23 protein-coding genes are annotated in these 23,042 nt (G+C 55.9%); 7 read left to right on the forward strand and 16 right to left on the reverse strand.

The genetic code is table 11. The features are described 5' to 3' along the window. Positions 1-117: 117 nt before the first annotated feature. Genes HEQ61_RS03740 through HEQ61_RS03750 form a run of 3 tightly spaced genes read right to left on the reverse strand, consistent with a single transcriptional unit; the run spans position 118 to position 2,330 of the window. Complete coding sequence (locus HEQ61_RS03740; RefSeq protein ID WP_168019439.1) at positions 118-795, reverse strand: amino acid ABC transporter permease; 678 nt, start codon at positions 793-795, stop codon at positions 118-120. Beyond that, positions 785-1,465 (reverse strand): amino acid ABC transporter permease, encoded by a 681-nt coding sequence (locus tag HEQ61_RS03745; protein WP_168019438.1) that lies wholly within the window; start codon positions 1,463-1,465, stop codon positions 785-787. Before HEQ61_RS03745 ends, HEQ61_RS03740 begins: the two co-directional genes overlap by 11 nt. Positions 1,466-1,484: 19 nt before the next feature. Further along, a complete protein-coding gene (locus HEQ61_RS03750) occupies positions 1,485-2,330 on the reverse strand; it encodes a transporter substrate-binding domain-containing protein (RefSeq protein ID WP_168019437.1) in 846 nt (281 codons plus the stop codon). 629 nt (positions 2,331-2,959) lie between these two features. Here HEQ61_RS03750 and proX point away from each other — a divergent pair. Further along, positions 2,960-3,958, forward strand: a complete 999-nt coding sequence (proX, locus tag HEQ61_RS03755; RefSeq protein ID WP_168019436.1) for a glycine betaine/L-proline ABC transporter substrate-binding protein ProX — start codon at positions 2,960-2,962, stop codon at positions 3,956-3,958. Between the two features lie 30 nt (positions 3,959-3,988). Here the strand turns inward: proX and phbB are convergent, their stop codons facing one another. From phbB to HEQ61_RS03770, 3 genes are all read right to left on the reverse strand, one after another. After that, a complete protein-coding gene (gene phbB / locus HEQ61_RS03760; RefSeq protein WP_168019435.1) occupies positions 3,989-4,717 on the reverse strand; it encodes an acetoacetyl-CoA reductase in 729 nt (242 codons plus the stop codon). A 129-nt stretch (positions 4,718-4,846) separates the two neighbouring features. After that, complete coding sequence (locus HEQ61_RS03765) at positions 4,847-6,022, reverse strand: acetyl-CoA C-acetyltransferase (protein WP_168019433.1); 1,176 nt, start codon at positions 6,020-6,022, stop codon at positions 4,847-4,849. Positions 6,023-6,124: 102 nt separating this feature from the next. After that, positions 6,125-7,375 (reverse strand): alpha/beta fold hydrolase, encoded by a 1,251-nt coding sequence (locus tag HEQ61_RS03770; protein ID WP_168019431.1) that lies wholly within the window; start codon positions 7,373-7,375, stop codon positions 6,125-6,127. 345 nt (positions 7,376-7,720) lie between these two features. On the opposite strand from HEQ61_RS03770, the gene phaR reads away from it, so the two are divergent. Both phaR and HEQ61_RS03780 read left to right on the forward strand, forming a co-directional pair. Then, the gene (gene phaR / locus HEQ61_RS03775) at positions 7,721-8,296 is read left to right on the forward strand and encodes a polyhydroxyalkanoate synthesis repressor PhaR (RefSeq protein WP_168019545.1); all 576 of its coding nucleotides are present in this window, start codon (positions 7,721-7,723) and stop codon (positions 8,294-8,296) included. A gap of 451 nt (positions 8,297-8,747) precedes the next feature. After that, a complete protein-coding gene (locus HEQ61_RS03780; protein WP_168019543.1) occupies positions 8,748-9,143 on the forward strand; it encodes a helix-turn-helix domain-containing protein in 396 nt (131 codons plus the stop codon). 60 nt (positions 9,144-9,203) lie between these two features. Here HEQ61_RS03780 and queG read toward each other — a convergent pair whose 3' ends face one another. The 4 genes from queG to HEQ61_RS03800 are packed head-to-tail and all read right to left on the reverse strand — an operon-like array spanning position 9,204 to position 13,442. After that, entirely contained in the window at positions 9,204-10,352 is a 1,149-nt protein-coding gene (gene queG, locus HEQ61_RS03785; RefSeq protein WP_168019429.1) for a tRNA epoxyqueuosine(34) reductase QueG, read from the reverse strand. A gap of 32 nt (positions 10,353-10,384) precedes the next feature. Then, on the reverse strand, positions 10,385-10,951 hold the full coding sequence (gene rsmD / locus HEQ61_RS03790; RefSeq protein ID WP_168019427.1) for a 16S rRNA (guanine(966)-N(2))-methyltransferase RsmD: 567 nt from the start codon (positions 10,949-10,951) through the stop codon (positions 10,385-10,387). Positions 10,952-10,968: 17 nt separating this feature from the next. Next, complete coding sequence (locus tag HEQ61_RS11485; RefSeq protein WP_322099179.1) at positions 10,969-12,729, reverse strand: pseudouridine synthase; 1,761 nt, start codon at positions 12,727-12,729, stop codon at positions 10,969-10,971. Continuing rightward, positions 12,726-13,442 carry a gamma-glutamyl-gamma-aminobutyrate hydrolase family protein gene (locus HEQ61_RS03800; RefSeq protein ID WP_168019425.1) on the reverse strand — a complete coding sequence of 239 codons (717 nt, stop codon included), beginning with the start codon at positions 13,440-13,442 and terminating at the stop codon, positions 12,726-12,728. Before HEQ61_RS03800 ends, HEQ61_RS11485 begins: the two co-directional genes overlap by 4 nt. A 99-nt stretch (positions 13,443-13,541) precedes the next feature. Between HEQ61_RS03800 and HEQ61_RS03805 the strand changes: the two genes are divergently transcribed. Both HEQ61_RS03805 and HEQ61_RS03810 read left to right on the forward strand, forming a co-directional pair. Further along, positions 13,542-14,003 carry a nucleoside deaminase gene (locus HEQ61_RS03805; protein ID WP_245183114.1) on the forward strand — a complete coding sequence of 154 codons (462 nt, stop codon included), beginning with the start codon at positions 13,542-13,544 and terminating at the stop codon, positions 14,001-14,003. 61 nt (positions 14,004-14,064) lie between these two features. Then, a complete protein-coding gene (locus HEQ61_RS03810) occupies positions 14,065-14,580 on the forward strand; it encodes a hypothetical protein (protein ID WP_168019423.1) in 516 nt (171 codons plus the stop codon). A gap of 10 nt (positions 14,581-14,590) precedes the next feature. Here the strand turns inward: HEQ61_RS03810 and HEQ61_RS03815 are convergent, their stop codons facing one another. Further along, on the reverse strand, positions 14,591-15,259 hold the full coding sequence (locus HEQ61_RS03815; protein WP_168019421.1) for a methyltransferase domain-containing protein: 669 nt from the start codon (positions 15,257-15,259) through the stop codon (positions 14,591-14,593). Between the two features lie 561 nt (positions 15,260-15,820). Between HEQ61_RS03815 and HEQ61_RS03820 the strand changes: the two genes are divergently transcribed. Next, positions 15,821-16,285 carry a MaoC family dehydratase gene (locus HEQ61_RS03820; RefSeq protein WP_168019420.1) on the forward strand — a complete coding sequence of 155 codons (465 nt, stop codon included), beginning with the start codon at positions 15,821-15,823 and terminating at the stop codon, positions 16,283-16,285. Positions 16,286-16,298: 13 nt separating this feature from the next. Here the strand turns inward: HEQ61_RS03820 and HEQ61_RS03825 are convergent, their stop codons facing one another. The 5 genes from HEQ61_RS03825 to HEQ61_RS03845 are packed head-to-tail and all read right to left on the reverse strand — an operon-like array spanning position 16,299 to position 21,910. After that, positions 16,299-17,177 carry a lipid A biosynthesis lauroyl acyltransferase gene (locus HEQ61_RS03825; RefSeq protein ID WP_168019419.1) on the reverse strand — a complete coding sequence of 293 codons (879 nt, stop codon included), beginning with the start codon at positions 17,175-17,177 and terminating at the stop codon, positions 16,299-16,301. Continuing rightward, positions 17,174-18,133 carry a tetraacyldisaccharide 4'-kinase gene (lpxK, locus tag HEQ61_RS03830; protein ID WP_168019418.1) on the reverse strand — a complete coding sequence of 320 codons (960 nt, stop codon included), beginning with the start codon at positions 18,131-18,133 and terminating at the stop codon, positions 17,174-17,176. Before lpxK ends, HEQ61_RS03825 begins: the two co-directional genes overlap by 4 nt. Beyond that, complete coding sequence (locus HEQ61_RS03835; RefSeq protein ID WP_168019417.1) at positions 18,133-19,416, reverse strand: 3-deoxy-D-manno-octulosonic acid transferase; 1,284 nt, start codon at positions 19,414-19,416, stop codon at positions 18,133-18,135. The genes lpxK and HEQ61_RS03835 overlap by 1 nt, the downstream gene beginning before the upstream one ends. Continuing rightward, complete coding sequence (locus HEQ61_RS03840; RefSeq protein WP_168019416.1) at positions 19,413-20,135, reverse strand: lysophospholipid acyltransferase family protein; 723 nt, start codon at positions 20,133-20,135, stop codon at positions 19,413-19,415. Before HEQ61_RS03840 ends, HEQ61_RS03835 begins: the two co-directional genes overlap by 4 nt. Further along, positions 20,129-21,910, reverse strand: coding sequence for an ABC transporter ATP-binding protein (locus HEQ61_RS03845; protein WP_322099180.1), 1,782 nt, complete (start codon positions 21,908-21,910; stop codon positions 20,129-20,131). The genes HEQ61_RS03840 and HEQ61_RS03845 overlap by 7 nt, the downstream gene beginning before the upstream one ends. 181 nt (positions 21,911-22,091) lie before the next feature. Between HEQ61_RS03845 and ispH the strand changes: the two genes are divergently transcribed. Then, complete coding sequence (gene ispH, locus HEQ61_RS03850; protein WP_168019415.1) at positions 22,092-23,039, forward strand: 4-hydroxy-3-methylbut-2-enyl diphosphate reductase; 948 nt, start codon at positions 22,092-22,094, stop codon at positions 23,037-23,039. The last annotated feature ends 3 nt before the right edge of the window (positions 23,040-23,042 follow it).

Raw genomic sequence — 23,042 nt, forward strand, 5'->3', positions numbered from 1 at the left:
TTATCGGCTGTTTCGGCACGAGGCGGTCAGTTTTTTACCTTACTGCCCAAGGCGTAATGTGCTTGTGAGAGGGGATAAGGATCTTGGTACAAATCTGCAATCACAGCGCCGGAAGTGCTATGCGCGTGTTGTTGCTCCTGGTCGGACCATGTGCCGGGTCATACGTTTCTCGAGGCACCGACCCAGCCAGGCTGTTAATTCCACCAGCCCCCAATAGCACAAGGCCAAGGCCAGGAATGGTTCTGCATAGTGAAAGGTCTCGGATGCCATGCTCTGGGTTTCATACAGGAGTTCCGGCACCGTGATGACAGAAAGAACAGCCGTTTCCTTGATCAGGATAATGGTGACGTTGGTCAGCGGGGCAGTAATCGAGACCAGCATGTGTGGCAGGATAATCCGCCGCAGGATTGTTGCCTCGGAAAGTGCGATGCAGCGGCCGGCTTCAATATGTCCGCGGGGTACAGACTGGAACCCGGCACGGAAGACTTCGGCGTAGTACGGTGAGCCGTAGAGGGCAAAGCCAAGCACGCCAGCCTCCAGAGGCTCCAGAACAAGTCCGAGTTCAGGCAGGCCGTAGTATAGCAGGAACAGCTGGATCAGCAGTGGGATGCCGCGGATTGTTTCCGTCAGGCTGGCAAGGAGACGTCTGGTCATGACGCCTCCCCATTGAACGGAACAGGCAACGGCCAGGCCCAGGAGCAGGGCACCGGTTGATCCCGTTACCCAGCACAGGGCCGTGACGCCAAGACCAGATGCCAAAGCCGGGGCGTAAGCAAGGAACAGTTCAGCGTCCACGGGAGCCTCTTCCGGTGTATGGGGCCAGCAATCGCTTTTCTGCTAGGCGTCCGGCTGTTGCAATGATCAGGCTGAGAAGCAGGTACAGGGCACCTGCCGTTACATAGATCTCGAAGTGGCGGTATGTTTGGCCGGCAATGTTCTGTGCTGTGCGCGTCAGCTCCGCGATGCCGATAACCGATGCCAGGGATGATGCCTTGATCAGGAGAACCAGCTCATTCACCAGGGATGGCAACCCGATGCGAACAGCCTGTGGCAACAGGATGCGTCGCCAGAGGGTGATGCGTGTCATGCCCGTTGCATAGGCTGCTTCAACTTGGCCATGCGGTATGGACTGGACGGCACTGCGCAGAATCTCGGCATTATAGGCGGCGGCACACAGCCCGACGCTCAGGATGGCGCAGGCCAATGCCGGAAGATCTATGCCAATATGGGGCAGAAGATAGAACAAGGCCAGAATCTGGACCAGAAGAGGGATGCCCCGGAACAGGCTGATATAAAGACCAGCGGTGCGTTGCAAGGTGGTGGTGCCGGAAACCTTGGCAATGCAGAGGACCGTGCCAAGCACCAGGCCTATGATCATGCCCACCCCTGATACTGTGGCCGTGTATCCAGCTGCATCGAGGAGAAAAGGTATGTTCCGGCCTATAACCTGAAGAGCGGTATCCATCGCAGATCTGTCTATGCCGCTAGGACTGGGGCATGACACGGGGCAGCCGGGGAGCCGTTCCCAGCCAGCGCGTGTTAATGGCATCCAGGCGTCCATCTTCGTGCATGCGCAGCAGCGCGGCATTGACCGCCTCAATCAGGCTTTCTGAATCAGCGTCCTGGCGTCCCAGCCATGCGAAGTGCCCAGGTTTGCCAAAGGGGGGCAGAACCATTTCGAAGCGATCGGGTCGTTGTCTGGCGGCATAAGCCTGTAGCGGGAGGGCATTGGCAACAGCCTGAATGCGGCCTGTTCCAAGATCAGCCAAGGCTTCATCAATATTGACATATTCCCGGATCCTGACGCCACCCAAGCTGGTGCCCAAGGCTTTCAGCTGTGTCAGTTCGGCAGATCCTTTCTGGGCGCCGACTGTCAGGCCGACAATATCGTTGGGTGTCCTTATGGCTTCATTGCCTGCCTGTTTCAGAAGAGCCACAGTTGCATCCCCTACAGGTAGGGTGAAGGCATAACGCTTCGCACGCTCTGGCGTTATTGTGACCGGGGCATTCACAAAATCGAATTTTCCGGCATCCAGACCGGGCAGAATGCTGGACCAGGGGAGGTCGACATAGCGTACCGAAACGCCAAGATCCTTGGCCACTTCGTCGAAAAGATCTTTGCACAGGCCTTGGTACTGGCCGTCAACCAACATGTCAAAGGGGGCATAATGCATTTCGGTTGCGACTGTGATCGTGCCCGCAGCCCTTATTTCGGACAAGCGGTCAGCCCGGGTTGCAGCTGGAAAGAACAGTGAGGAAACAATTCCGGAGATCACCGCCAGGTTGACCCATGAAAGGCCAGCCAAGGCACGACGTGCCAGTTTGCGCATTGTACAGAGTTCCATTTTGGGGTTCAGGCTGTTTGTTCATGGCCGCATCAATCGGGCGGCCCCCGTGTTGACTACGGGTGTCGATGAACAGGGCAATGCAGGTGCAGCAGGGCAGCGAAGGCTTCCTGTTCGGGCATCCTGACCCCAAGGCCACAGGACGACACTACAGCCGAGAAGATAGGAGCGGATCTGAAATCCGTACCTGCTTGCTTCGGTGCTGTGCCTGTGAGGGCTGGGCGGCCCATGTCTCAATTCCTGCGTTTGAACAGCTTTATAAGATGTCACTTATTTTTATAATAGGGGAGCTTGTCAAGCTAAAGCATGGCTTGTGTCTCTTTTTTGGCGTCGATCTGTTCATGCGCGTTATCATTATACAGCATGGCATCCCGATTTCCTTGCCCGATAGCATGATCTTCCGATTGATTTGTTTCTGTGCCTCCATCCTCCTCTGGGAGTGGAAAGGAACATCTTGCAGGGTTTGGTTTTTGGATGGATTATTCGGAATTCTACGGGGACGTGTATAAGCTGCCCGTTCCTGCCAGGGGTGATTCGGCCAGGTTTTTGTGTGCAGCTGGTTCATGTGTCTGCCTGGTGTCTGGCTTGGCAGAGTGCCTTTCGGGGGGCGAAAGATGTTGAAGGCTTTGTTCTGCTTGTCGGGTTCTGCTGTTGCTGTCTTGGGTATCTTTGTTCATCAGATGGCTTTTGCTGCTGATCCCGAGGGGCATGAACTTGAGGCCATTCCGGCGGGTGTTGCCACGATTGAAGAGCAATTCCAGGTTCGTATTGTTGCCGAAGGGCTGCGTCGCTTGGGGTATCATGTCCCTGCGGTGTCAGAGGCAAACTACCCGCAGGCGCACAAGGCTGTTGCCGATGGTCATGCACACTGGTCAGCCAATCACTGGGATCCGTTGCATCAGCCTTTCTTTGAGGCCGTCGGGGGTGAGCGCAGCGTTGTGCGTGCCGGCAATTTGGTCAAGCATTCCATGCAGGGTTATCTGATCGATCGCAAAACCGCTGAAGAGTACAATATTACGGATTTGTCTCAGCTCAGGGATCCACGGATTGCCGCCCTGTTTGATGTCGATGGTGATGGGAAATCCGATCTGACCGGGTGCAATGTTGGCTGGGGATGTGCCTTGGAAATCAAGCGCCATATAGCGGAACAGGGTCTTGGTGCCGCCATTTCCCAGAAACAGGGTGATTACTTCACGATGATGATGGATGTTGTTGCCCGATACAATGCAGGAAAGCCCATTCTGTACTATGCGTGGACACCTTTGTGGGTTTCAGCGGTTCTTGTGCCTGGGAAGGACTCACGCTGGTTGACAGTTGGTGGTGGATCGACCGAGCGGACTCCTTCTCCTGCTCCCGGGGCAATTGACACCGGGTTTGCCGTGAATACACAGATGATTCTGGCTAATAAACGTTGGCTGGAACAGAACCCGGCTGCAGAGAGGTTCTTCAGTCAGGTTGCTATTGATGCCGCCGAAATTTCTTCCCAGAACATGCGGATGCGCAGTGGTGAATCGTCTTCCGAGGATATCGATCGGCATGTCCAGCACTGGATACGCACCCACGAGAAGGAATTCAATGCATGGATCGAGGCTGCCTCGAAGACAGCCTCCTGATCATTTGTGTCCTGGAGGTGGCAGCCCGGCTCAGTACATGTGCTGGCCACCATTGATGGACAAGGTTGACCCGGTAATAAAGTCTGCGTTGTCGGCGACAAGAAACAAAACGCCCCGGGCGATGTCTTCTGCTCGTCCCAGGCGCCCAATCGGGATGCGGGCAATGATTTTCTTCAGAACATCCGGGGGTACGGCGCGGACCATATCGGTGTCCACATAGCCTGGGGCAATAGCGTTAACAGTAATTCCTTTTGCCGCACCTTCTTGGGCCAAAGCTTTTGTGAAGCCATGTATCCCTGATTTTGCCGCTGCATAGTTAACTTGTCCGTACTGACCGGCTTGTCCGTTAATCGAGCCGATATTCACGATGCGGCCAAAGTTGCGTTCCCGCATGCCCTCTATAACGCACCGGCACATATTGAAACATGATGCAAGGTCGGCCTGTATAACTTCGTTCCATTGTTCGAATGTCATGCGATGCAGCGTGGCATCGCGTGTAATGCCCGCATTGTTGACCAGAATATCAATAGGCCCCAGCTCTGCGACAATCGTGCTTACAGTTTGCTCGCATAGAGGGAAGTTGGCGACGTCAAACTTGTAGACATGAATGCCTGTTTCTGCGGCAAGTTCATGCGCCGCCGTATCATTACCGGCATATGTTGCCGCTACTGTGTAGCCGGCCTCTTTCAGGGCCACCGTAATGGCCCTCCCTATGCCGCGGGTTCCCCCTGTAACAACAGCGACACGGCTTTTGGACATGGCATATTTCCTCCCTGTATTTTTATCTTTTCAGGTCCAAAATGACGGCATCTTCCGTCAACACGAGCCACCCTCTCCGGCAGTCGAATAGACCCGGTGGTTCCTGCGAAGGTGGAGCATGGGATCAGCTCATGCTTTCTCTACCGCCAAGGCAACGCCCATGCCGCCGCCAATGCAGAGTGTTGCCAAGCCTTTTCTGGCTTCCCGTTTTTGCATTTCGTGCACAAGGGTGACAAAGACACGAGCGCCGGATGCACCAATGGGATGCCCAAGAGCGATGGCACCGCCATTTACGTTGACCTTTTCGGTATTCCAGCCCAGTTCCCGGTTTACACTCATAGCCTGGGCGGCAAATGCCTCATTGGCTTCTATCAGATCCAAGTCATCAGGTGTCCATCCTGCCTTTTCCAAGGCTTTGCGTGTTGCCGGGATCGGGCCTGTTCCCATGATGGCTGGATCAACACCAGCCGAGGCAAATGATTTGATGCGCACCAGTGGTTTCAGGCCCCTTTTGTGTGCGGTGTCCGCAGACATAAGAACAACGGCAGCTGCGCCATCGTTGAGGCCGGAGGCATTTCCTGCTGTTACAGTCCCATCTTTTGTGAAGGCAGGACGCAGGCGTGCCAGTGTCTCGATCGTGGTACCGGCACGTGGATATTCATCCTGATCAAAAATACTTTCTTCTTTCTTGCCTGTGATTTTGACGGGGACAATTTCATCCTTGAAGCGCCCGTTGCGCAGGGCGGCTTCGGCCTTTTGTTGGGAATGTACGGCAAACGCATCTTGCTCCTGACGCGTAAAGCCCCAGCGGCTGGCAATATTCTCCGCTGTATTACCCATATGGTAGTTATTGAAAGCGCACCACAAGCCGTCACGAATCATGGTGTCCACCAGCTCGGTGGATCCCATCTTGATGCCCGATCTCAGCCATGCGCAATGAGGGGCGTTGCTCATGCTTTCCTGACCGCCGGCGACCACAATATCGGCAGTATCTGCCATAATCGCCATGGCACCCTGTATAATTGCTCTCAGTCCAGACCCGCACACCATGTTCAGTGTCCAAGATGGAACATGTTCGGGTATGCCGGCTTTTATGGATGCTTGCCGGGCCGGGTTCTGCCCGGATCCTCCTGTCAGCACCTGTCCCATGATGACTTCTGATACCGTGTCGGCTCCAAGATTGGCCCGCTTCAGCGTTTCACGAATAACAAGAGAGCCAAGTTCTGGTGCTTGCAGAGGGGACAAGCTGCCGTTAAAGGCACCAATGGCCGTACGCGTGGCGCTGACAATCACAACATCGGGCATTGAACGCTTCCTTGTGTATGTGTTTATCGTCTCGCAGGAACTATGTATGCCATCTTTAGGCGTTATTGATGGCGTTATTCTATTTTAAGGGGCATTTCCTGTCTATCGTCTGTCTTGCGATGCTGCGTCATGAATCCACTGCACAAGGGGGCGATACATGGCATAAGGTGCCGTGTGACCAGTTACCATACCGATATGTCCCAAGTGCACTTCCTGGGTTTGTGGGTTTGGAAGGGCTTTGGCCAGTGCGTGGGCGCAGTCTGGTGGGACAATTCGGTCCTGCGTCGGAATGACGAGCAGCGAAGGAGCTTTCAACATATCAGGTGCAATACGGGTGCCCCCTACGGTCCATTGTTTCCGTGCCGGTTTGTTGTGAACGTACCAGTCGATCAGACATTCCTGTGCAACCGGGCCTGCCAAGGGTACGCCATCGTTGAGCCAGTCTTCGACAGCAACAAACATGTTGGCCCGTGTGGATCGTGGTTGCATGTTCGCAAATGCCCGGAACTTCTTGCCAACCGTACTGGGGTCCAGCATGGAGAACAGCGCCTGGATCAGGTCTGTTGCCATAAAACCAGTCTTGTGAATCAAGGTAGAAAGATGGGGAGCTACCGTGCGCAACGCAGCTCTTCCATTGTCAAGTCCGGCATGAAAGTCCCATGGCGTAGCCAGACCGATGTAGCCGGCACAAAGATCCGGCCTGCACAGTGCCAGTGCCAGTGCCAGCAGGCCCCCCATGCAATAGCCCAGAATGATGGGAGGTTGTCCGCTTTCTGTGTGGATTGCCTGAGCGGCGGGTATCAGACGGCGCTGAATATAATCGGCAAGACTGAAATGGATTTCTTCCGGTCCAGGGGTATCCCAGTCCATCAGGAATGGTCTGATACCGCGGCGCGCCATATAGCGAACCAAGCTGCGACTGCCTGTCAGATCAAGAATGACAGCCCGGTTGACAAGCGAGGGAATCAGGAGGACCGGAATACCATGTTCCGAGAATTGGTGCAGGCGTGATGTTCCGGCCTGCCAGAACAGGGGTGGAGGAGCCAGTCGTCTGGGTAGACGATACTGACGGTAGCGTGTGATACCTTGCAGAAATGTGGCGTAACGCTGTCTGGCTTCTTCTTCAAGAGCCAGGGCGAATCCGTTTTGATCCAGTCTTGCTGCGGGGGGCAGCCGATCGTTCCAATAGGGAGACCCGTTCCTCAAGACTTGCGATACGCTGCAACATCCACCCAGGATCATGGCTTCTGTCATCAGATGCAGCAGCAGGGGGCGTGGTCCCTGGCGGGGTTCTGGTGGACGCGGCAGCGTTTGGTCCGGTTGTTGGTTCGGGATGCTGCGGTGTGGGGGCATGTTTGTCCGGGTCCGGTCTTTCGGGCGTCAGGCCAGCCAGAACGGAGAGGAAACGTTCTGTCAGGACGAGCATTTCGGGATCCATGCTGGTTCTGAAAATTTGCTCCTGCCATAGGTCAAGAGTCTGGCTGGCCAATTCAGCCAAGCTTGGTGCGGAGTTGTTTGGAGGCGGTTCTTTTTTCATGGCAACAACCATAACATGTACGCTGTTTTGTGCCACCACACTATCTGGTTTGCTGCACATCATTCCAGATTATGCTGCGCAGCATTTTACTTGCTGCAAAGCAGTCCGGGGGGCAGTCTGGATGATCAGAATGACAGGACTGTGCAAGCAAGGAAAGTATGATGGCCGAACCTCAGAAAGATCCCGTAACGATCAAGAAATATGCCAACAGAAGGCTCTATAATACGGCGACGTCAAGTTACGTTACGCTGGATTACCTGTCGCGTATGGTCAAGGAAGGAACCGATTTCGTCGTCTATGATGCGAAAAGTGGTGACGATATTACCCGCTCTGTTCTGACCCAGATCATCGTGGAAGAAGAAAGCAAGAGCGGACAAAGCTTGTTGCCGATCAGTTTTCTGCGTCAGCTCATCGGCTTCTATGGGGACAGTCTGGGAGGCATTCTGCCGCGTTATCTGGAGCAGAGCATGCAGTCCTTTACCCGTAATGGTGAAAACATGCGGGATATTATGAAGAATACGTTCGGTGGCATGTTCCCGATGGAGCAGTTCGAGGAGCTGAACAAACAGAATATGACCTTGTTTGAGAATGCCTTGAAAATGTTCGGACGCTTCTATGGTGAAGAAGCAAACCGGAATCAATCGGGAGAAGGCAGTGGTCCCGATACGGCAATTGAGGACCTGAAAGCCAAGCTTAATGCGATGCAGAGCCAGCTTGATTCCTTCTTAAAGAAATAGATTGTATGTGCTGTGGGGGGGGGATGAAACTCTCTTCCTCCCCCTCTCTCTTTCCGCTCGCCGCTACCATGAACTGTGTCTGTCGAGACAACCACCGTTGGACCGTAATGGGCGATCGTTTTTCTGTCGCCGTATGCGCCCGGGCATTGTTCTGCATCTTTTCATGCAAACAGGCCGTTTCTTTCCTGTAGGTTGACGATTCTGTACATATGTGTACGAATGATATTTCGCCGTCCCGTTGATTGGGTGGGTGCAATTATACGTTTTGGTATCGGGGATCCCCTAGTATTGCTTGCGACTATTGGGGAAACCGCGTATCCCTGAAGTTGATGAGCAAAGAGGCAATGGTCGCATGAGACGACCTGTTCTTGCTCCGGTCTGCCCGGTTTCCCTGTCTGGAGGGGCCACAACCCGGGCGACAGCGCATGTTGAGTGGAAAGGAACTGGAATAATGAACTATAGCGCTTCTCCTGACCGTGGTGATCAGCCTGCAAACCGTGCCACAGATACGGACCGGCACGTTGGTGCCCGTATTCGCGACCGCAGGATCAAGTTAGGACTTTCCCAGCAACAGATGGCTGACATGATTGGTGTGACCTATCAGCAGGCTCACAAGTATGAACGCGGCATCAACCGTATATCGGCTGGTCGCCTGCGTGAGATTGCCTTGGTTCTGGATGTGGAAGTGGGTTACTTCTACGAGGAACTGGGGCAGGCCACGTCCAAGGAAGTCCACCCGCGTCAGCGTATGTGTCTGGAGCTGGCTCGCAATTTCGCTCTTATAAACAATGAGCGTCATCAGGAAGCTCTGTGCAATCTGGCACGTGCTTTGGCTTCCGGGGCTTGATTTACACATATAACGACAAAAGCCGGGGCGGTCATAACAGGACCTTTCCGGTTTTTGTTTTCAGGGCTGGATGCTGGATGGTTTTTCCCCCAGCATCCATTCTTCCCTGACGCAAGGATTGCTTTCATCCTTCCCGTATGTTTTTGCCAGGTCGTGAAAATCCCGCGTGTCCAGAAGGCGGGACAGTGCCCAAATGGCTGCGCCGCGAATAACAGGGTTCGGATCATTCAGGTGCGGCGTTATTTTCTTTGTTATAGAAGCATCACCGCTGTTTCCAGCTGCTATCAGGACGTTGCGTATGAAGCGTGATCGGCTGATTCGTTTGACGGGGGACGCCGAGAATAACGTGCGGAAAGCAGCGTCATCCAGTTCAAGCAGGTCAGCCAGGCGGGGAGCTGTCAGTTCGACGCGCGGCTTGAAGGCATCATGGGGTGTTGGCGGGGCGAAGCGGTTCCAAGGGCATACCGCCGTACAGTCATCACAGCCATAGATGCGATTGCCAAAGCGCGACCTCAAGGCATAGGGAATGGGGCCTTTGTGTTCGATTGTCAGATACGATATGCACTTGCGGGCATCAATTTTTCCTGCTGAATCAAAAGCAGATGTCGGGCAAATATCCAGGCACCGCGTACATCGCCCACAGTGTTCCGATGCAGGGGGATCAGGCGGCAGATCCAGAGTCGTCAGGATTTCCCCCAGGAACATCCAAGATCCAAAGCGACGTGATACAATATTGGTGTGCTTGCCTTGCCATCCCAGACCCGCAGCGGCTGCCAATGGCTTTTCCATCAAGGGTGCTGTATCCACAAAAACCTTTATGTCTTGGCCGCATATGTGCTGTATCCGTGCTCCGAGTTGCTTCAGGCGTCCCTTGATCAGATCGTGATAGTCGCGATTACGGGCATAGACACTGATATACCCCCGACGGGAATGCATAAGGCCGCGAAGAGGATCGTGACCCGGTGCATAGTTGGTTCCAAGGGAGATAACCGTTGCGGCTTCTGGCCACAGGGTCCGTGGATCCGCACGGCGTGACTGCGTTTCAGCCATCCAGCCCATTGTGCCGTGGCACCCTTGGGCCAGCCATGAAGACAGTCTGCGGCGTGTTTTCTCATCCAGCTCAGCGCGCGCAAAACCAATACAGTCAAAGCCTTCCTTTATGGCGGCCTTGCGGATACGCTCCTTGATTTGCTCCGTTCCAGTGTGCATGGTTCCGCTATTCTCGCGTGAGATGACTTTATTCAGTCTGGTCTGTACAGGAGAAATCGGGTCATGGCCTTGCCGTAACGGCGCTCTTTAAGGATCTGGAAATCCGGCACATACGCATGGTGTGCGCTTGTTGCGGTTTCTACGACGATGATGCTTCCGGTCTTGACCCACCCGTTTGTTGCCAGATTTTGCAGGACTGTTCCAGCAACGGTTTCTGCATAAGGCGGGTCCATAAAAATCAAGGAAAAAGGCGCCATAGCCCTTGGCAGGTTCAGAACATCGCCAGCAATGACCTGTGTTTGCTGATCAAGGGGCAGGGCCCGTATATTACGTTTCAGCGCAGCAAGAGCGGTCGGTGCCCTGTCAACGAATGTTGCACTTTGTGCACCGCGTGAGAGTGCCTCCAGTCCCAAGGCACCTGTTCCACAAAACAGATCGGCGACGGTGGCACCAGCCAGCGTAAACCCTTCTCTGTGCAGACCATGGAGAAGGATGTTGAAAACAGCTTCACGGGCACGGGCGGCGGTGGGACGGACAACGTCCGTCCCTTCAGGAGCTACGAGCTTCTTGCCACGAAAGCGACCGCCAATGATTTGCATGCTATCCTGTCGTACGTTCAGGATGCGTCGTAGCGTTTGCGCGGAGCACCAGCGGCGGAACGGGGGCGGTCCTCGCGGTTCCGGAACCCGTCTTCACGGCGTGGGCGGAATTCATCCCGTGCCGGGCGTTCGCTCCCTGCGGAACGGGGGCGGTCCTCGCGGTTCCGGAACCCGTCCTCACGGCGTGGCCGGAAACCTTCCTCGCGGCGTGGGCGGAATTCATCCCGTACCGGGCGTTCGCTCCCTGCAGAACGGGGGCGGTCCTCGCGGTTCCGGAACCCGTCCTCACGGCGTGGCCGGAAACCATCTTCACGACGTGGGCGGAACTCGTCCCGTGACGGGCGTTCGCTCCCTGCGGAACGGGGGCGGTCCTCGCGGTTCCGGAACCCGTCCTCACGGCGTGGCCGGAAACCATCTTCACGGCGTGGGCGGAATTCATCCCGTGACGGGCGTTCGCTCCCTGCGGAACGGGGGCGGTCCTCGCGGTTCCGGAACCCGTCTTCACGGCGTGGCCGGAAACCATCTTCACGGCGTGGGCGGAATTCATCCCGTGACGGGCGTTCGCTCCCTGCGGAACGGGGGCGGTCCTCGCGGTTCCGGAACCCGTCTTCACGACGTGGGCGGAATCCTTCCTCGCGGCGTGGGCGGTTTTCGTTGTTGTGGTCCCGATCCTTGTGGTGTGGGCGACGTGCACGGGACGGGGCTGTTTCTTCAGCCTTGAATGATGTGCGGCTTTTCTGCTCGTTTGGCATAGAGTCTACTTTGTTGGTTTTATGAAAATGTTTTCGGTGCCCGGGGCGTGTTGGTGCTACTTTTGCCTTTGCCCATCCGGTCCGGTCCATAACGGGTTTGCCCGTAGGCCCCGATTGAGTTGGGTCAAGGCTTGCCAGCTGTTCACGTAGAAGACGGGGAGGCACTTCCTCAATGCATCCACGTTCCATGCGGCCAAGATAGAAGTTTCCGTAGGCAACCCGGATCAAGCGATTGACGTGATAGCCAAGGTGTTGCATCACCCGCCTGATTTCGCGGTTCTTTCCTTCGGTCAGGGTTATCAGCAGCCATGAATTCGCGCCAACCCGGCGCTCTACATGCGCCTTGATCGGGCCATAGTGAATGCCCTCAACCGTGATGCCGTTTTCCAGATCGGCCAACCTGTTTTCATCAACTGCACCGTAAACCCGTACCCGGTAGCGACGGGGGATGCCTGTGCTCGGCTGTTCAAGCTTGCGTGCCAGTTCACCGTCATTGGTCAACAGCAAAATGCCTTCAGAGTTCAGGTCCAGCCGGCCTACGCTGATCAGACGTGGCAGATTACCGGGCAGGTTCTCGAAAACAGTCGCGCGACCCTGTGGATCATGATGCGTGGTGACAAGACCGGCAGGCTTGTAATAGCGCCAAAGACGCGGCACATCCGCTTTTGCAACCGGCACGCCATCAACGGTTACCCGGTCTGTCCCGGTAACCATAAAGGCCGGTGTATCCAATACCACACCATTGACGGCAACGCGTTGGTCTGCAATCCAGCGCTCTCCATCACGGCGTGAGCATACCCCGGCGCGGGCAAGAAACTTGCAAATCCTTTCTCCTTCGGGGCCTTGCCCTGTTTCATCGGAGTGGGGTTCCGCGCTGTCATCGTGATGGTCTGGAGCGTTGTCTTCGTTCCGCGACGAAGAATCCGCCATGAAATCCAGTTCTTCCAGCGAGGTATCAAGCTCGGGCAGCTCTTCCTCGTTGTCGGGTTTGTGCATGTCGAGCGGGATGATGGTATCGGGTGTCATGGGAGGCGCGCCTCGTTGATAAAGGCGTCAAAGATTTTTTTGTCCGCCGGGCTGATGTGATACTCCGGGTGCCATTGCACACCGAGGCAAAAGGAATAGGAAGGGTGTTCAATGGCCTCGACTACGCCGTCGGGTGCTGTCGCGCTGACAACAACCCCCGGGCCAGGTGTTTTTGCAGCTTGGTGGTGTGCTGAGTTGACGGGAAATTCCTGCTCGCCCGTAATGCGATGGAGCAGTGTTCCCTCGCGTACATGGACGACATGTCCGGGTTCGGTACGCGGGTTGGGTTGCTCGTGGGCCAAGGGAGAGGGGATTTCGTCAGGTATATGCTGGATCAGTGTACCGCCTAGCAGAACGTGCAGAAGCTGCTGCCCGCCACAGATTCCCAGAACAGGCTTGTCTGCAGCAAGGGCTGCACGTGTTATGGAGGCTTCAAACAGGGTTCGGCCCGGCTTTAGCGTAACAGTTTCATGACGGTGGTCAGCACCGAACAGTGCAGGATCGATGTCAAAGGCGCCGCCGGCGATCAAGAGACCATCGATCATATTGATGTAGGCTTCTGTGCATGCCTCTTCATGAGGCAGCAGCAAGGGCACACCCCCGGCCTTGACCACGGATTCCACGTAATTCTTGCGCAAGGCATACCACGGCAACTTTGAGTAACCGCCCCCATCCTCGCTGTCCAGGGGAATTCCAATAACGGGTGCTTTCATGGGTCCCTTCTTACCGTCCCCGTATCAATCCGGCAATCATCCTGTAGAGAAGCAGAGCAAACTCTTGACGCCAAGTGTCTGTAACCAGACATTCAAGCCATGAAAAACGACGCTTCCCATATTCCGATGATGGCCGCTCTGGCCGAAGCCCATGCCGCTGCCAAGCGCGGGGAAGTGCCTGTTGGTGCGGTCGTCGTTTGCAAGGGCGAGATCATCGCCCGTGCATCCAACCGTACCGAGGAACAGTGTGATGCTACGGCTCATGCCGAGATTCTGGCCCTGAGGCAGGCTGCAAAGCATTGCAGAAGCACACGGCTCGATGATTGCGATCTGTATGTTACCCTTGAACCGTGTGCCTTGTGTGCGGCTGCTGTGTCTTTTTTTCGTATTCGACGCCTGTATTTCGGGGCCTATGACCCCAAAGGAGGTGCTGTCGAGCATGGCCCCAGACTGTATACCCAGCCAACGTGCCATCACAGGCCGGAAGTATACGGAGGATTGGCTGAAACGCAATGTGCTGATGTGCTGCGTGCCTTTTTTCGTTCCTTGCGCCAGACTTGATGCTGGTTATGGAAGCCGGGGTGTGTCCGGAGTCGGTTCATCCTCGTTGGAGTAGAGGCACATGTTATTTTTTTACAGGCAGTTACGGCACATTCTGGCGGTAGCCTTTGCCCTTGTGTCTGTTCTTTCGGTGTTTTTGTCTTCGGATGCAGAGGCCGGGTCTGGCGGGAAAAAGGCTTCAAAGCCACGTAGCGAGGCCAATGCGGTACCTGGAGACTATATCCAGCTGGATGTGATCTGGATTCCCGTTGTGGACGGTCAGAAGACCCTTTACCAAGGTCTTTTTGTCCGTCTTTTTGTTCCTCCCCCGCCAGAGCCTGTAGAGGGTGCGCTGCCGTCCAATGCCCGTTATCAGGCGTGTGTGAAGGCACCATGGGCTCGACAAGCTATCATCGCGGCTCTTAACGATATTCCTGCAAGCCGCAAGGAGTTTGCTGACGAAGCCAAGCTCAAGCGGCGGGTGGAGCAAGCTGTACAGACCATTTCCAAGGAGAAGGTCTATCGGTCGATAGAGATATCCACCAACGTGTTGGTACCGGATGCCGATGCGGCCATGTTATCCAATACGTGCAAGTAGTACTGTTATTTCAGAGCAGGGGTGCTCTTGCTGTGAAGAGGGCAACCGTACCATGTGTGCGAACGTGAACTGACCCGAAGTGCTTTTTCAGGGCTTCTTCCAGGTTCTCTGCCGTGTCGTTCCGGTTACCGAAAATCCCCTTCTTGTTGTAGACATTCATCAACGTGCGGCCAAAGCTGTTGTGGTTCGCCTGATCCCCCAGAATTGTTGCACCGTAGAGTATGCCGTCTGTGCTCAGTGCTGTTTTCAGGCAGTGAAAAGCGGCGGCCTTGTCCTCCATGGTTCCCGGAAGGCAATGCAAAAGGTAGAACAGCGAAATGGAGTCCCAGCTTTGCGCCGGGAGTTGAACCGATGGATTCAGGATATCAGCTTGGATTGATGTTGTGCCCGATCGCCCGATCCGGTCCGAGGCTGCGTTCAGGCTATCCGTGTTGAGATCGAGGAGGGTCAGTTTGGCATTGTCCCGGAATGTGGTGTTCGTAGGATAGAAGCCCGTTCCAACACCGACATCCAGGTGCCGGTTGCTTGCGTGCTCGGTGAAGAAGGGGAGCAGAACGGTCCGTGTTGGACACTGCCATGCCAGTGTATTTGATACCCCCAGCACCCAGAAATCATAAAGTTTCAAGATGAAGCGCGAGTATACGGCTGCCCCCGCTGTGGTATCGAGTGTTGTTGTCATCGTCTGTCCCCACCAAAAACAACGCGGCCACCCTTGACCGAGGGACAAGTTTTATCAGCCCTTTCTATTCAATTGAAGATAGATTTTTCCAGAATCACCTTCTTTTACTATGTTTGTATCCTTTGGCTTGCATGCAGGCATCAAGGATTTCTGTGTAGTGTTTCATGGCATTGCCCCGGTCTTGGATGTCCAGGGCATGTGTGGTGGAGCTTGCGCTGTCCACATAGCGTCTTCCCCCGCTTATCCCTTCGGCATAGCGTCGGCAGGACAGCCATTCTCGCTGTGTTTCCGTGTCGCTGGAGCCTGTTTTTGACCAAGGAGGGGGTGCTGCTGCGCAGGATGACAGGACTGTGCTGACACATATGACAGCTGGCAGGAACAAAGAGCGTATATGCATGGAGTCGTCTCGAGGAATTCTGGTCTTTACCGACCAAGCATACAGGCACGGCATGTGTCCGTCATGCGTCCTTTGCTTGTGACAGAGCCCTGTTCGGGTCTATACTGCGATGCACAAATTTGTTCGGTGTATTAGTACGTCCGTAACACCAAGGAGATCCTGCGATGAACAGCGTTGTTACGGGTTTTGCTGTTGATTCCCCCGTCCATTATTTTGAAGATATTATCAAGGGTGCCTACGCGTCATTCAGCAAAACTGTGACGGAAGCGGATATGGTTCTGTTTGCAGGGATCAGCGGTGATACGAACCCGATCCATATCAATCAGGAATTTGCCGAAAGCACGGCCTTTGCCGGGCGAATTGTGCATGGCATGTTGTCTGCGGGTTTCATATCGACTGTTCTGGGGATGAAATTACCTGGTCCGGGGGCTGTTTATATGTCCCAGACCCTTAACTTCCGGGCACCCGTGCGCGTTGGGGATACTGTAACCGCCAGAGCCGAGGTCGTTGACCTGATACCGGAAAAAAGAGTGATCGTGCTGCAAACAGTGTGTCTGGTCAAGGAGAAGGTTGTTCTGGATGGAGAAGCCAGGATGACCATGCCCTCCCGGCAACGACACGGCCGTTGATTGCTGTTGCTTTTCATTCATCCGGCCAGCGCCGGTGTACCCATAGCCATTGTTCCGGATTTTCGCGGATCCATCCCTCCACCATGGCATTGACATCCTTCATGATCTTTTCCACCCCATCATGATGGTCTGCACATGTTTCGGGCGAAAGGGGAGGAAGAATGTCGATGCGGAATCTGGCTCCGTTCAGGCGAATGACTCGTGCCGGTACAGCGGGTATAGCATACTTCAGGACAAACTGGGCCAGGGCCGGGGCTGTCATGGCTGTGCGCCCGAAAAAGGGGACAGGAATGCCGTCGTTCATTTTCTGGTCCACCAGCATGCCAACGTGTTCACCGCTTTTGAGAAGGGCAAGGCCCTGCTTGGCTCCGGATGCTCCCTTGGGCAGAAGGATCCCATTTCCCCGTCGCAAACGTGTGAATAACCGTCGCATCAGGGGGTTGTTGGGGGCACGGTAGAAAAGGTGTATGGGCAGCCCTTGATCCGCGGCGGACAAGGCAGCCAGTTCCCAGTTGGCAAGGTGGGCCGAAAAAAAGATACCGCCGATGCCATCTTCGGCCAAGGCTTGTATGTGTTCTGCGCCATTCAGCTGTATGCGTCCGTTGGCCCGGTCCATGATGCGTTCCAGGTGCGGGAACTCTCCAACATTTCGCCCCAGGTTATCCCACATCCCTTTCAGGGTTCTCTGGATCCATGCTTCATCCTGTTCCGGGAATGCCTGCCGCAGGTTGCGGCTGGCAATGCGATGCGCACGCAGCCGCGGGCCTATGATACGCAGGACAAGGCCACCGAAACGGGATGCAGCGTCTATTGGAAGAACACGCATAAGACCCCAGTACAGGCAGGCAAGGGTAACCAGAAGAATATCTGTAACAGTTGGCTTTTCTCTCATCGGGTCAGGGGCTCCAGCAACGCACCCAAGGCTTCTCCATGATCGTTCCATTCTACATGCACGGACAGGACGGACAGTGCAGAACGCTGTAGGGGGTCAATGCGGACGGCATCTTTTGTGGTTGTGACCAGCTGACAGTGTTCAAGACGGGCATGTTCAAGCATCCTGCTGATCTTACTCCTGCTGTAAGGATGGTGATCGGCAAAGGAATAGGTCGCAACCAGTTCGGCCCCCAGCGTTGTAAGGGCATCAAAAAATTTCCCGGGACGCCCGATTCCGGCAAAGGCAATAACGCGCTGCCCGCTCCAAGTTTGGTCCTTGTTGTCCGGGACGAGGCGACCCCGCAAAACAGGAAGATGAGCCGGAGCCGTGTCTATAATGCCCGTGCGGTCTTCACCCAGAAGTACAATGCCATCAGCCCTTTTCCATGCTTGGCGCGGGATCTCCCGCAAGGGGCCGGCCGGTATCATCAGGTTATTGCCAAAGCCGTATTGTCCATCGATGACAACCAAGGACAATGTTTTAGTCAGGGAGGGGTTCTGTAAACCATCATCCATGACAATATACCGTGCACCCGCCTCGCAGGCCGCTTGTGCTCCGGCCGTGCGATCGCGTGCAACCCATGTCGGGGCTTTTTCAGCCAGAAGCAGGGCCTCGTCACCGGTTTCGTCACAGGTGTGGTGCTGTCGGTTGACCTGTACTGGCCCCTTGAGTTTCCCACCATAGCCGCGCAGCAGGGCATGCGCCCCGGGAAGACGTTCAAGAATATCCAGCGTTACCGGTGTTTTTCCGTTTCCCCCTGCGGTTATGTTGCCAACGCAGATAACCGGGACGGGTGCTGTCCAAGGGTGCATGGCGCGCTGCCTCATAAACGTCCCGAGGCCGTACAGCCACCCGAAGGGAGACAGGGCCAAGGCTGTCATATTGCGGTGCTGCCACCAAGAGGGGGTTTGCATCAGCTGGCCCCACTGTCGCACAACGGGAGCAGATAGGCCATAATCCGCTCCAGAACAGCAGCCTCTTGATGGCAAAAGCTTTGAGCAGACTGTATCAAGGTTTCGCGTATGCCGGGCTGCAGCAAAAGCTGCTGCACTGTTCTGGTCAGTTCTTCTGCATCGGGAACCTGTATTGCGGCACGATTCTGCAACATGCGGATGCTGATTTCAGCAAAGTTCTCCATGTTGGGTCCAAACACAACAGCGCTGCCAAGTCGGGCTGGTTCCAGTGGATTCTGTCCACCCGTTCCGAGCAGGGATTTGCCGATAAAGGAAACAGGGCACAGGCGATAGAAAAGCCCCAGTTCTCCCAAGGTGTCAGCCAACCAGACATCGCATGCCTGATCAGGAGCAGACCCGTGGGAGCGGAGGGCAACTTTCATCCCTCTGTCTGTTAGCTCCCTTGCAATATCTTCCCCGCGTTCGGGATGGCGGGGCACGATAATGGTCAGCAGGCCAGGCAGCTGTGCCGTCATGGCGCGGTGCACCTGCCCGGCCATCAGCTCTTCCCCGGGGTGGGTAGACGATGCCAGCCATACAGGGCGATTCTTTATGACGCTTCGAGCTGCCTCCAGTTTGTTGAGGTCGACCGGCAAAGGGGGTGATGCGTACTTGAGATTTCCCGGGCATACAGGATTCCGGGCTCCCAGTTCCTGCAGGCGTTGCGTGTCTTCCGGGCTTTGCCCCATGCACAGGGAGAAACCGGACAGCATATCCCGGATCAGGGCAGGGGCGAGCCGCCAGCGTTGGAAGGAGTGTTCCGACATGCGTCCGTTTACCAGAACGGAAGGAATGCCGCGCTCGCGGCATGCCTTCAGCAGGTTGGGCCACAGCTCGCTTTCAACCCACAAGGCAAGGTTTGGCTGCCAGTGATCCAGGAACCGTCCTACCCAGCGGGGGTGATCCAGGGGGACAAACTGATGTATGACGCGCCCGGCTCCGATGTCATGGAGGCGAGAGGGGAGCAGGCGTGCCGATGTCCGTGTGCCGGTTGTCAGAACAGCTGACCAAGACGGACGGGCTGTCATCACGGACTGGAGCAGGGGCAGGACAGACAGGCTTTCCCCCACACTGGCCGCGTGGATCCACAGTACAGGTCCTGCAGGGCGCGGGCGGCTGGCAATCCCCCTGCGTTCCGGCAGGCGTTCAGGGTCCTCCTTGCTTTGCCGGGCCCGGTACTGAAGCCACAGGCGCAAGGCTGGTGCGCTGGTTGAGACAACGCTATGGTACAAAAAAGGTATCACGCCGATCGCCTTGTCTTGCTTGTCTCCCCGGGGTTGGCCGGGGGTGTTGGTTCGTGGCCCATGCGTGCATCGGCGTTAGCAGCCAAGGCAATCATCGCAGTCTCCAGCTTTTCGCGTTCTTGTTCCACCTGATCCGGGTCCAGGTCTGGTGCGATTGTGACGGGATCCCCCCATGCGATGATCCCCTTGCTGAAAGGCAGAGCAAGGCGGAATTTGTCCCAGCTTCCCAGGATCCGACGTTTCTTGCAGGAAAAGGCGCATGGGATGATGGGTACACCGCTCAGGCGGGCAATATCGATAATGCCCCGGCTGGCCCGCATCCTTGGTCCCCGGGGGCCATCTGGGGTCATGCCGATGCTGCTTCCTGTCTTGAGGACCTTCAGGATCTGCCGTACGGCAGATGCGCCGCTTTTGCCTGAGCTTCCGGCAATAGAGTGAAGGCCAAGGTAAGAGATCGTTTTCGCAATCAGCTGTCCGTCGCGGTGCCGCGAGATCAGCATGTACATAACGCGCCCTGTGCGCCATGCGTAAGGCATCATCAGCAGATGCCCATGCCAGAATGCCATGATGAAAGGCTTGTTCTCTGCCCACATGCGCTTGGGCTGTTCGTCATTGTCTATTGTCCACGATCCGGTATGCCAGACCAGCCGTATGTACAGGGATCCCAGCCAGCTGAAGAGGGAATGGACACGGTCGTGGCGCAGAATTTTTTTCAGCATGACGGTCCCGGTTCTGTTGTATCCCTGAACTGAAGGGCATACAGGGCGGCGTAGGCCCCGCCACGTTCCAGAAGATCCTGATGGGTACCATGCTCGATAACCCGACCTTCATCAATAACATGAATGATATCGGCTTGGGTTATGGTTGACAGGCGGTGCGCTATGACAACCGTTGTGCGTCCCTGCATCAGGGTTTGAAGAGCGTCCTGAACCTGACGTTCGCTTTCGGTATCAAGGGCGCTGGTAGCTTCATCCAGCAGAAGGACCGGTGCATTCTTCAGGATGGCCCGGGCAATCGCAATCCGTTGTCGTTGGCCCCCGGACAGGCTCATGCCACGTTCCCCGACCGGTGTTTCATACCCCATGGGCAGCGCAGAGATGAAGTCGTGCGCAGCGGCCAGGCGAGCTGCATTTTCAATTTCGGTATCATTGGCGTCCGGTTTACCGAAGGCAATGTTGGCCCGGATTGTATCATCGAACAGGACCACATCCTGACTGACCAAGGCGACGGATTGGTGGAGTGAGACGAGCGTTGCCTTCCGTACGTCCAGCCCGTCTATCAGGACGGCACCGGATGCAACATCATGGAAGCGTGGTATCAGGTTCAGGATGGTCGATTTTCCTGCCCCGGATGGCCCGACCAGCGCGACAGTCTTCCCCGGCGGGACAATCAGGTCCAGACCCGAAAGAACCGCTTTCTGACCGTTGTAGGAGAACGAGACATTCCGGAATTCAATCTGCCCGCCATTTGTTTTCAGGGGAACAGCGTCCGCCTGTTCGGTAATGGCGGTACGGGTGTCCAGAATAGAGAACAGCCGTTCAGCCCCCGCCAGTCCTTCTTCCAGCGAAGCATTCAGCTTGGCCAGATTTTTCATGGGTTGGTAAGCCAGCATCAGGGCCGTGATGAAGCTGAAAAACTGACCAGCCGTTGTGGTGCCGTCCACAACCCGGCTGCCGCCATACAGTATCACAACAGTGATGGCAATTCCGCCCAGTGTTTCCATGACCGGACTGGACATAGCCCTGATTCGTGACGCCTTGAAAGCCAAGGAAAACAGATCTTCGGTCAGGGCACGAATTTTTGAGCATTCGTGTCCCTCAAGGCCATAGGACTTGACCATCCGGATTCCGTGGAAGGATTGCTCGAGAACGGTGTTGAAGGCCCCCATCTGATCCTGGGTGTTGATAGAGACCTTGCGCATGCGGCGCCCGATCCGGGCAATCGGCAAGATGGCAACCGGAAAGACAAAAAAGGCTACCGCAGCCAGAAGCCAGTCCTGCCAGAACATGACGGCTACCAGGCCTATGACGCTCAACATGTCTTTTCCCAAGCTGGTCAGGGCGTTGGAAACCGCATTGCGCATCTGGTTGATATCCACCAGGAAGCGCGATACCAGCCGCCCGGTTGTGTTGCGGGCGAAGAAGCCGGCATCCAGTGTCATCAGGTGGCCAAACAGCCGTTGCTGCAGGTCGGCAATGATACGCAGTCCAACCCGGGCCATGACAACAGACTGCCCGTACTCGGCTATCCCCTTGGTGGCAAACGTTGCCAGCACCATGCCGGCGACCGGCCACAGCAGGGCTGCATTCCGCAGCATGAACACTTCGTTGACAACCGGTTCCATCAGCTTGGCTACCGCTGCTGTCGCCGCTGCAGAAAGAGCCATGAAAAATGCCGCCAGAACAATCTGGCCGCGGTATTGTCCAACAGACTCCCGGTAAAGGCGTTTCATCAGGGCCATGGTCGGGGTTCTGTGGCGGGTCTCGGCGGTCACGCTTGGTTATCCTGTTGCTGCCATGATGCGGCGGGAAGCTATCATGTTGGCCTGTTTTGTCCAATCCCGCAGGCATGATGCAAGGCTTCCTCCGGGGCTATAGATCTGCTATCCACGCATGAACGTGTGCGCAGATCCACCATTGTCTGCCTCCCAACCCTGTTTTTCTGTGGAATGTCCTATGTCCAAGCCTCCTCTTGTGATTGCCCTGGCCGGACCACGTGGCTTCTGCGCCGGTGTTGACCGGGCGATCCAGATTGTCGAGCGGGCGCTGGAGAAATTCGGGGCTCCTGTTTATGTGCGTCATGAAATTGTCCATAATCGCTTTGTAGTTGAAAGTCTGAGGGCGCGTGGCGCTGTCTTTGTCGAGGATCTGGATCAGTGTCCGGACGACCGCCCGGTTATTTTCTCGGCGCACGGTGTCCCCAAGAGTGTCCCGGAGGCCGCAAAGGCCCGCAGGATGACCTGGGTAGATGCAACCTGTCCCCTGGTCAGCAAGGTTCATAACGGGGCCGAACGTCATGTGGCAGAGGGGCGTCAGGTCATCCTGATTGGTCACGCCGGCCATCCTGAAGTCATCGGTACCATGGGGCAGGTTCCCGACGGCCAGATGTTGCTCGTTGAAACGGTGGAGCAGGCCGAGGTTGTGCAGCCCCGAACGCCGGAGCATCTGGCCTATGTTACCCAGACGACCCTGTCGGTTGACGAAACCGCTGACATCATTGCCGTTCTGCGTCGTCGTTTTCCGCAGATTTCTGCGCCGCACAAAGAAGATATCTGTTACGCCACGACCAATCGCCAGGCCGCAGTCAAGGCGATGGTCCGTGGATGTGATGCCGTTATGGTGATCGGGGCGCCGAACTCGTCCAATTCACGCCGCCTGGTAGAAGTAGCCCGCAAGGCCGGCTGCGAGCATTCCCTGCTGGTGCAGTCTGCGGCAGAGGTTGACTGGGCCGCCTTGGCAGGCGTGCGTCGTCTTGGGTTGACGGCTGGTGCTTCCGCCCCGGAAATTCTGGTTGAGACTGTTATCGAGGCGTGTCGGGAGCATTTTGATGTGACCCTGGAGCATGTGTCGGTGACCGAGGAAAACATCGTGTTCCGATTGCCCCGTATACTGGCAGCCGAATAGACG

Source organism: Haematospirillum sp. H4485, from assembly GCF_012102745.1.
GTDB lineage: Bacteria > Pseudomonadota > Alphaproteobacteria > Rhodospirillales > Rhodospirillaceae > Haematospirillum.

Coding starts and splice junctions, on each gene's coding strand:
- HEQ61_RS03745 (WP_168019438.1), bottom strand. CDS start 1,465: ATGGATACCGCTCTTCAGGTTATAGGCCGGAACATACCTTTTCTCCTC.
- HEQ61_RS03750 (WP_168019437.1), bottom strand. CDS start 2,330: ATGCGCAAACTGGCACGTCGTGCCTTGGCTGGCCTTTCATGGGTCAAC.
- proX (WP_168019436.1), top strand. CDS start 2,960: ATGTTGAAGGCTTTGTTCTGCTTGTCGGGTTCTGCTGTTGCTGTCTTG.
- phbB (WP_168019435.1), bottom strand. CDS start 4,717: ATGTCCAAAAGCCGTGTCGCTGTTGTTACAGGGGGAACCCGCGGCATA.
- HEQ61_RS03765 (WP_168019433.1), bottom strand. CDS start 6,022: ATGCCCGATGTTGTGATTGTCAGCGCCACGCGTACGGCCATTGGTGCC.
- HEQ61_RS03770 (WP_168019431.1), bottom strand. CDS start 7,375: ATGCCCCCACACCGCAGCATCCCGAACCAACAACCGGACCAAACGCTG.
- phaR (WP_168019545.1), top strand. CDS start 7,721: ATGGCCGAACCTCAGAAAGATCCCGTAACGATCAAGAAATATGCCAAC.
- HEQ61_RS03780 (WP_168019543.1), top strand. CDS start 8,748: ATGAACTATAGCGCTTCTCCTGACCGTGGTGATCAGCCTGCAAACCGT.
- queG (WP_168019429.1), bottom strand. CDS start 10,352: ATGCACACTGGAACGGAGCAAATCAAGGAGCGTATCCGCAAGGCCGCC.
- rsmD (WP_168019427.1), bottom strand. CDS start 10,951: ATGCAAATCATTGGCGGTCGCTTTCGTGGCAAGAAGCTCGTAGCTCCT.
- HEQ61_RS11485 (WP_322099179.1), bottom strand. CDS start 12,729: ATGACACCCGATACCATCATCCCGCTCGACATGCACAAACCCGACAAC.
- HEQ61_RS03800 (WP_168019425.1), bottom strand. CDS start 13,442: ATGAAAGCACCCGTTATTGGAATTCCCCTGGACAGCGAGGATGGGGGC.
- HEQ61_RS03805 (WP_245183114.1), top strand. CDS start 13,542: ATGAAAAACGACGCTTCCCATATTCCGATGATGGCCGCTCTGGCCGAA.
- HEQ61_RS03810 (WP_168019423.1), top strand. CDS start 14,065: ATGTTATTTTTTTACAGGCAGTTACGGCACATTCTGGCGGTAGCCTTT.
- HEQ61_RS03815 (WP_168019421.1), bottom strand. CDS start 15,259: ATGACAACAACACTCGATACCACAGCGGGGGCAGCCGTATACTCGCGC.
- HEQ61_RS03820 (WP_168019420.1), top strand. CDS start 15,821: ATGAACAGCGTTGTTACGGGTTTTGCTGTTGATTCCCCCGTCCATTAT.
- HEQ61_RS03825 (WP_168019419.1), bottom strand. CDS start 17,177: ATGAGAGAAAAGCCAACTGTTACAGATATTCTTCTGGTTACCCTTGCC.
- lpxK (WP_168019418.1), bottom strand. CDS start 18,133: ATGCAAACCCCCTCTTGGTGGCAGCACCGCAATATGACAGCCTTGGCC.
- HEQ61_RS03840 (WP_168019416.1), bottom strand. CDS start 20,135: ATGCTGAAAAAAATTCTGCGCCACGACCGTGTCCATTCCCTCTTCAGC.
- ispH (WP_168019415.1), top strand. CDS start 22,092: ATGTCCAAGCCTCCTCTTGTGATTGCCCTGGCCGGACCACGTGGCTTC.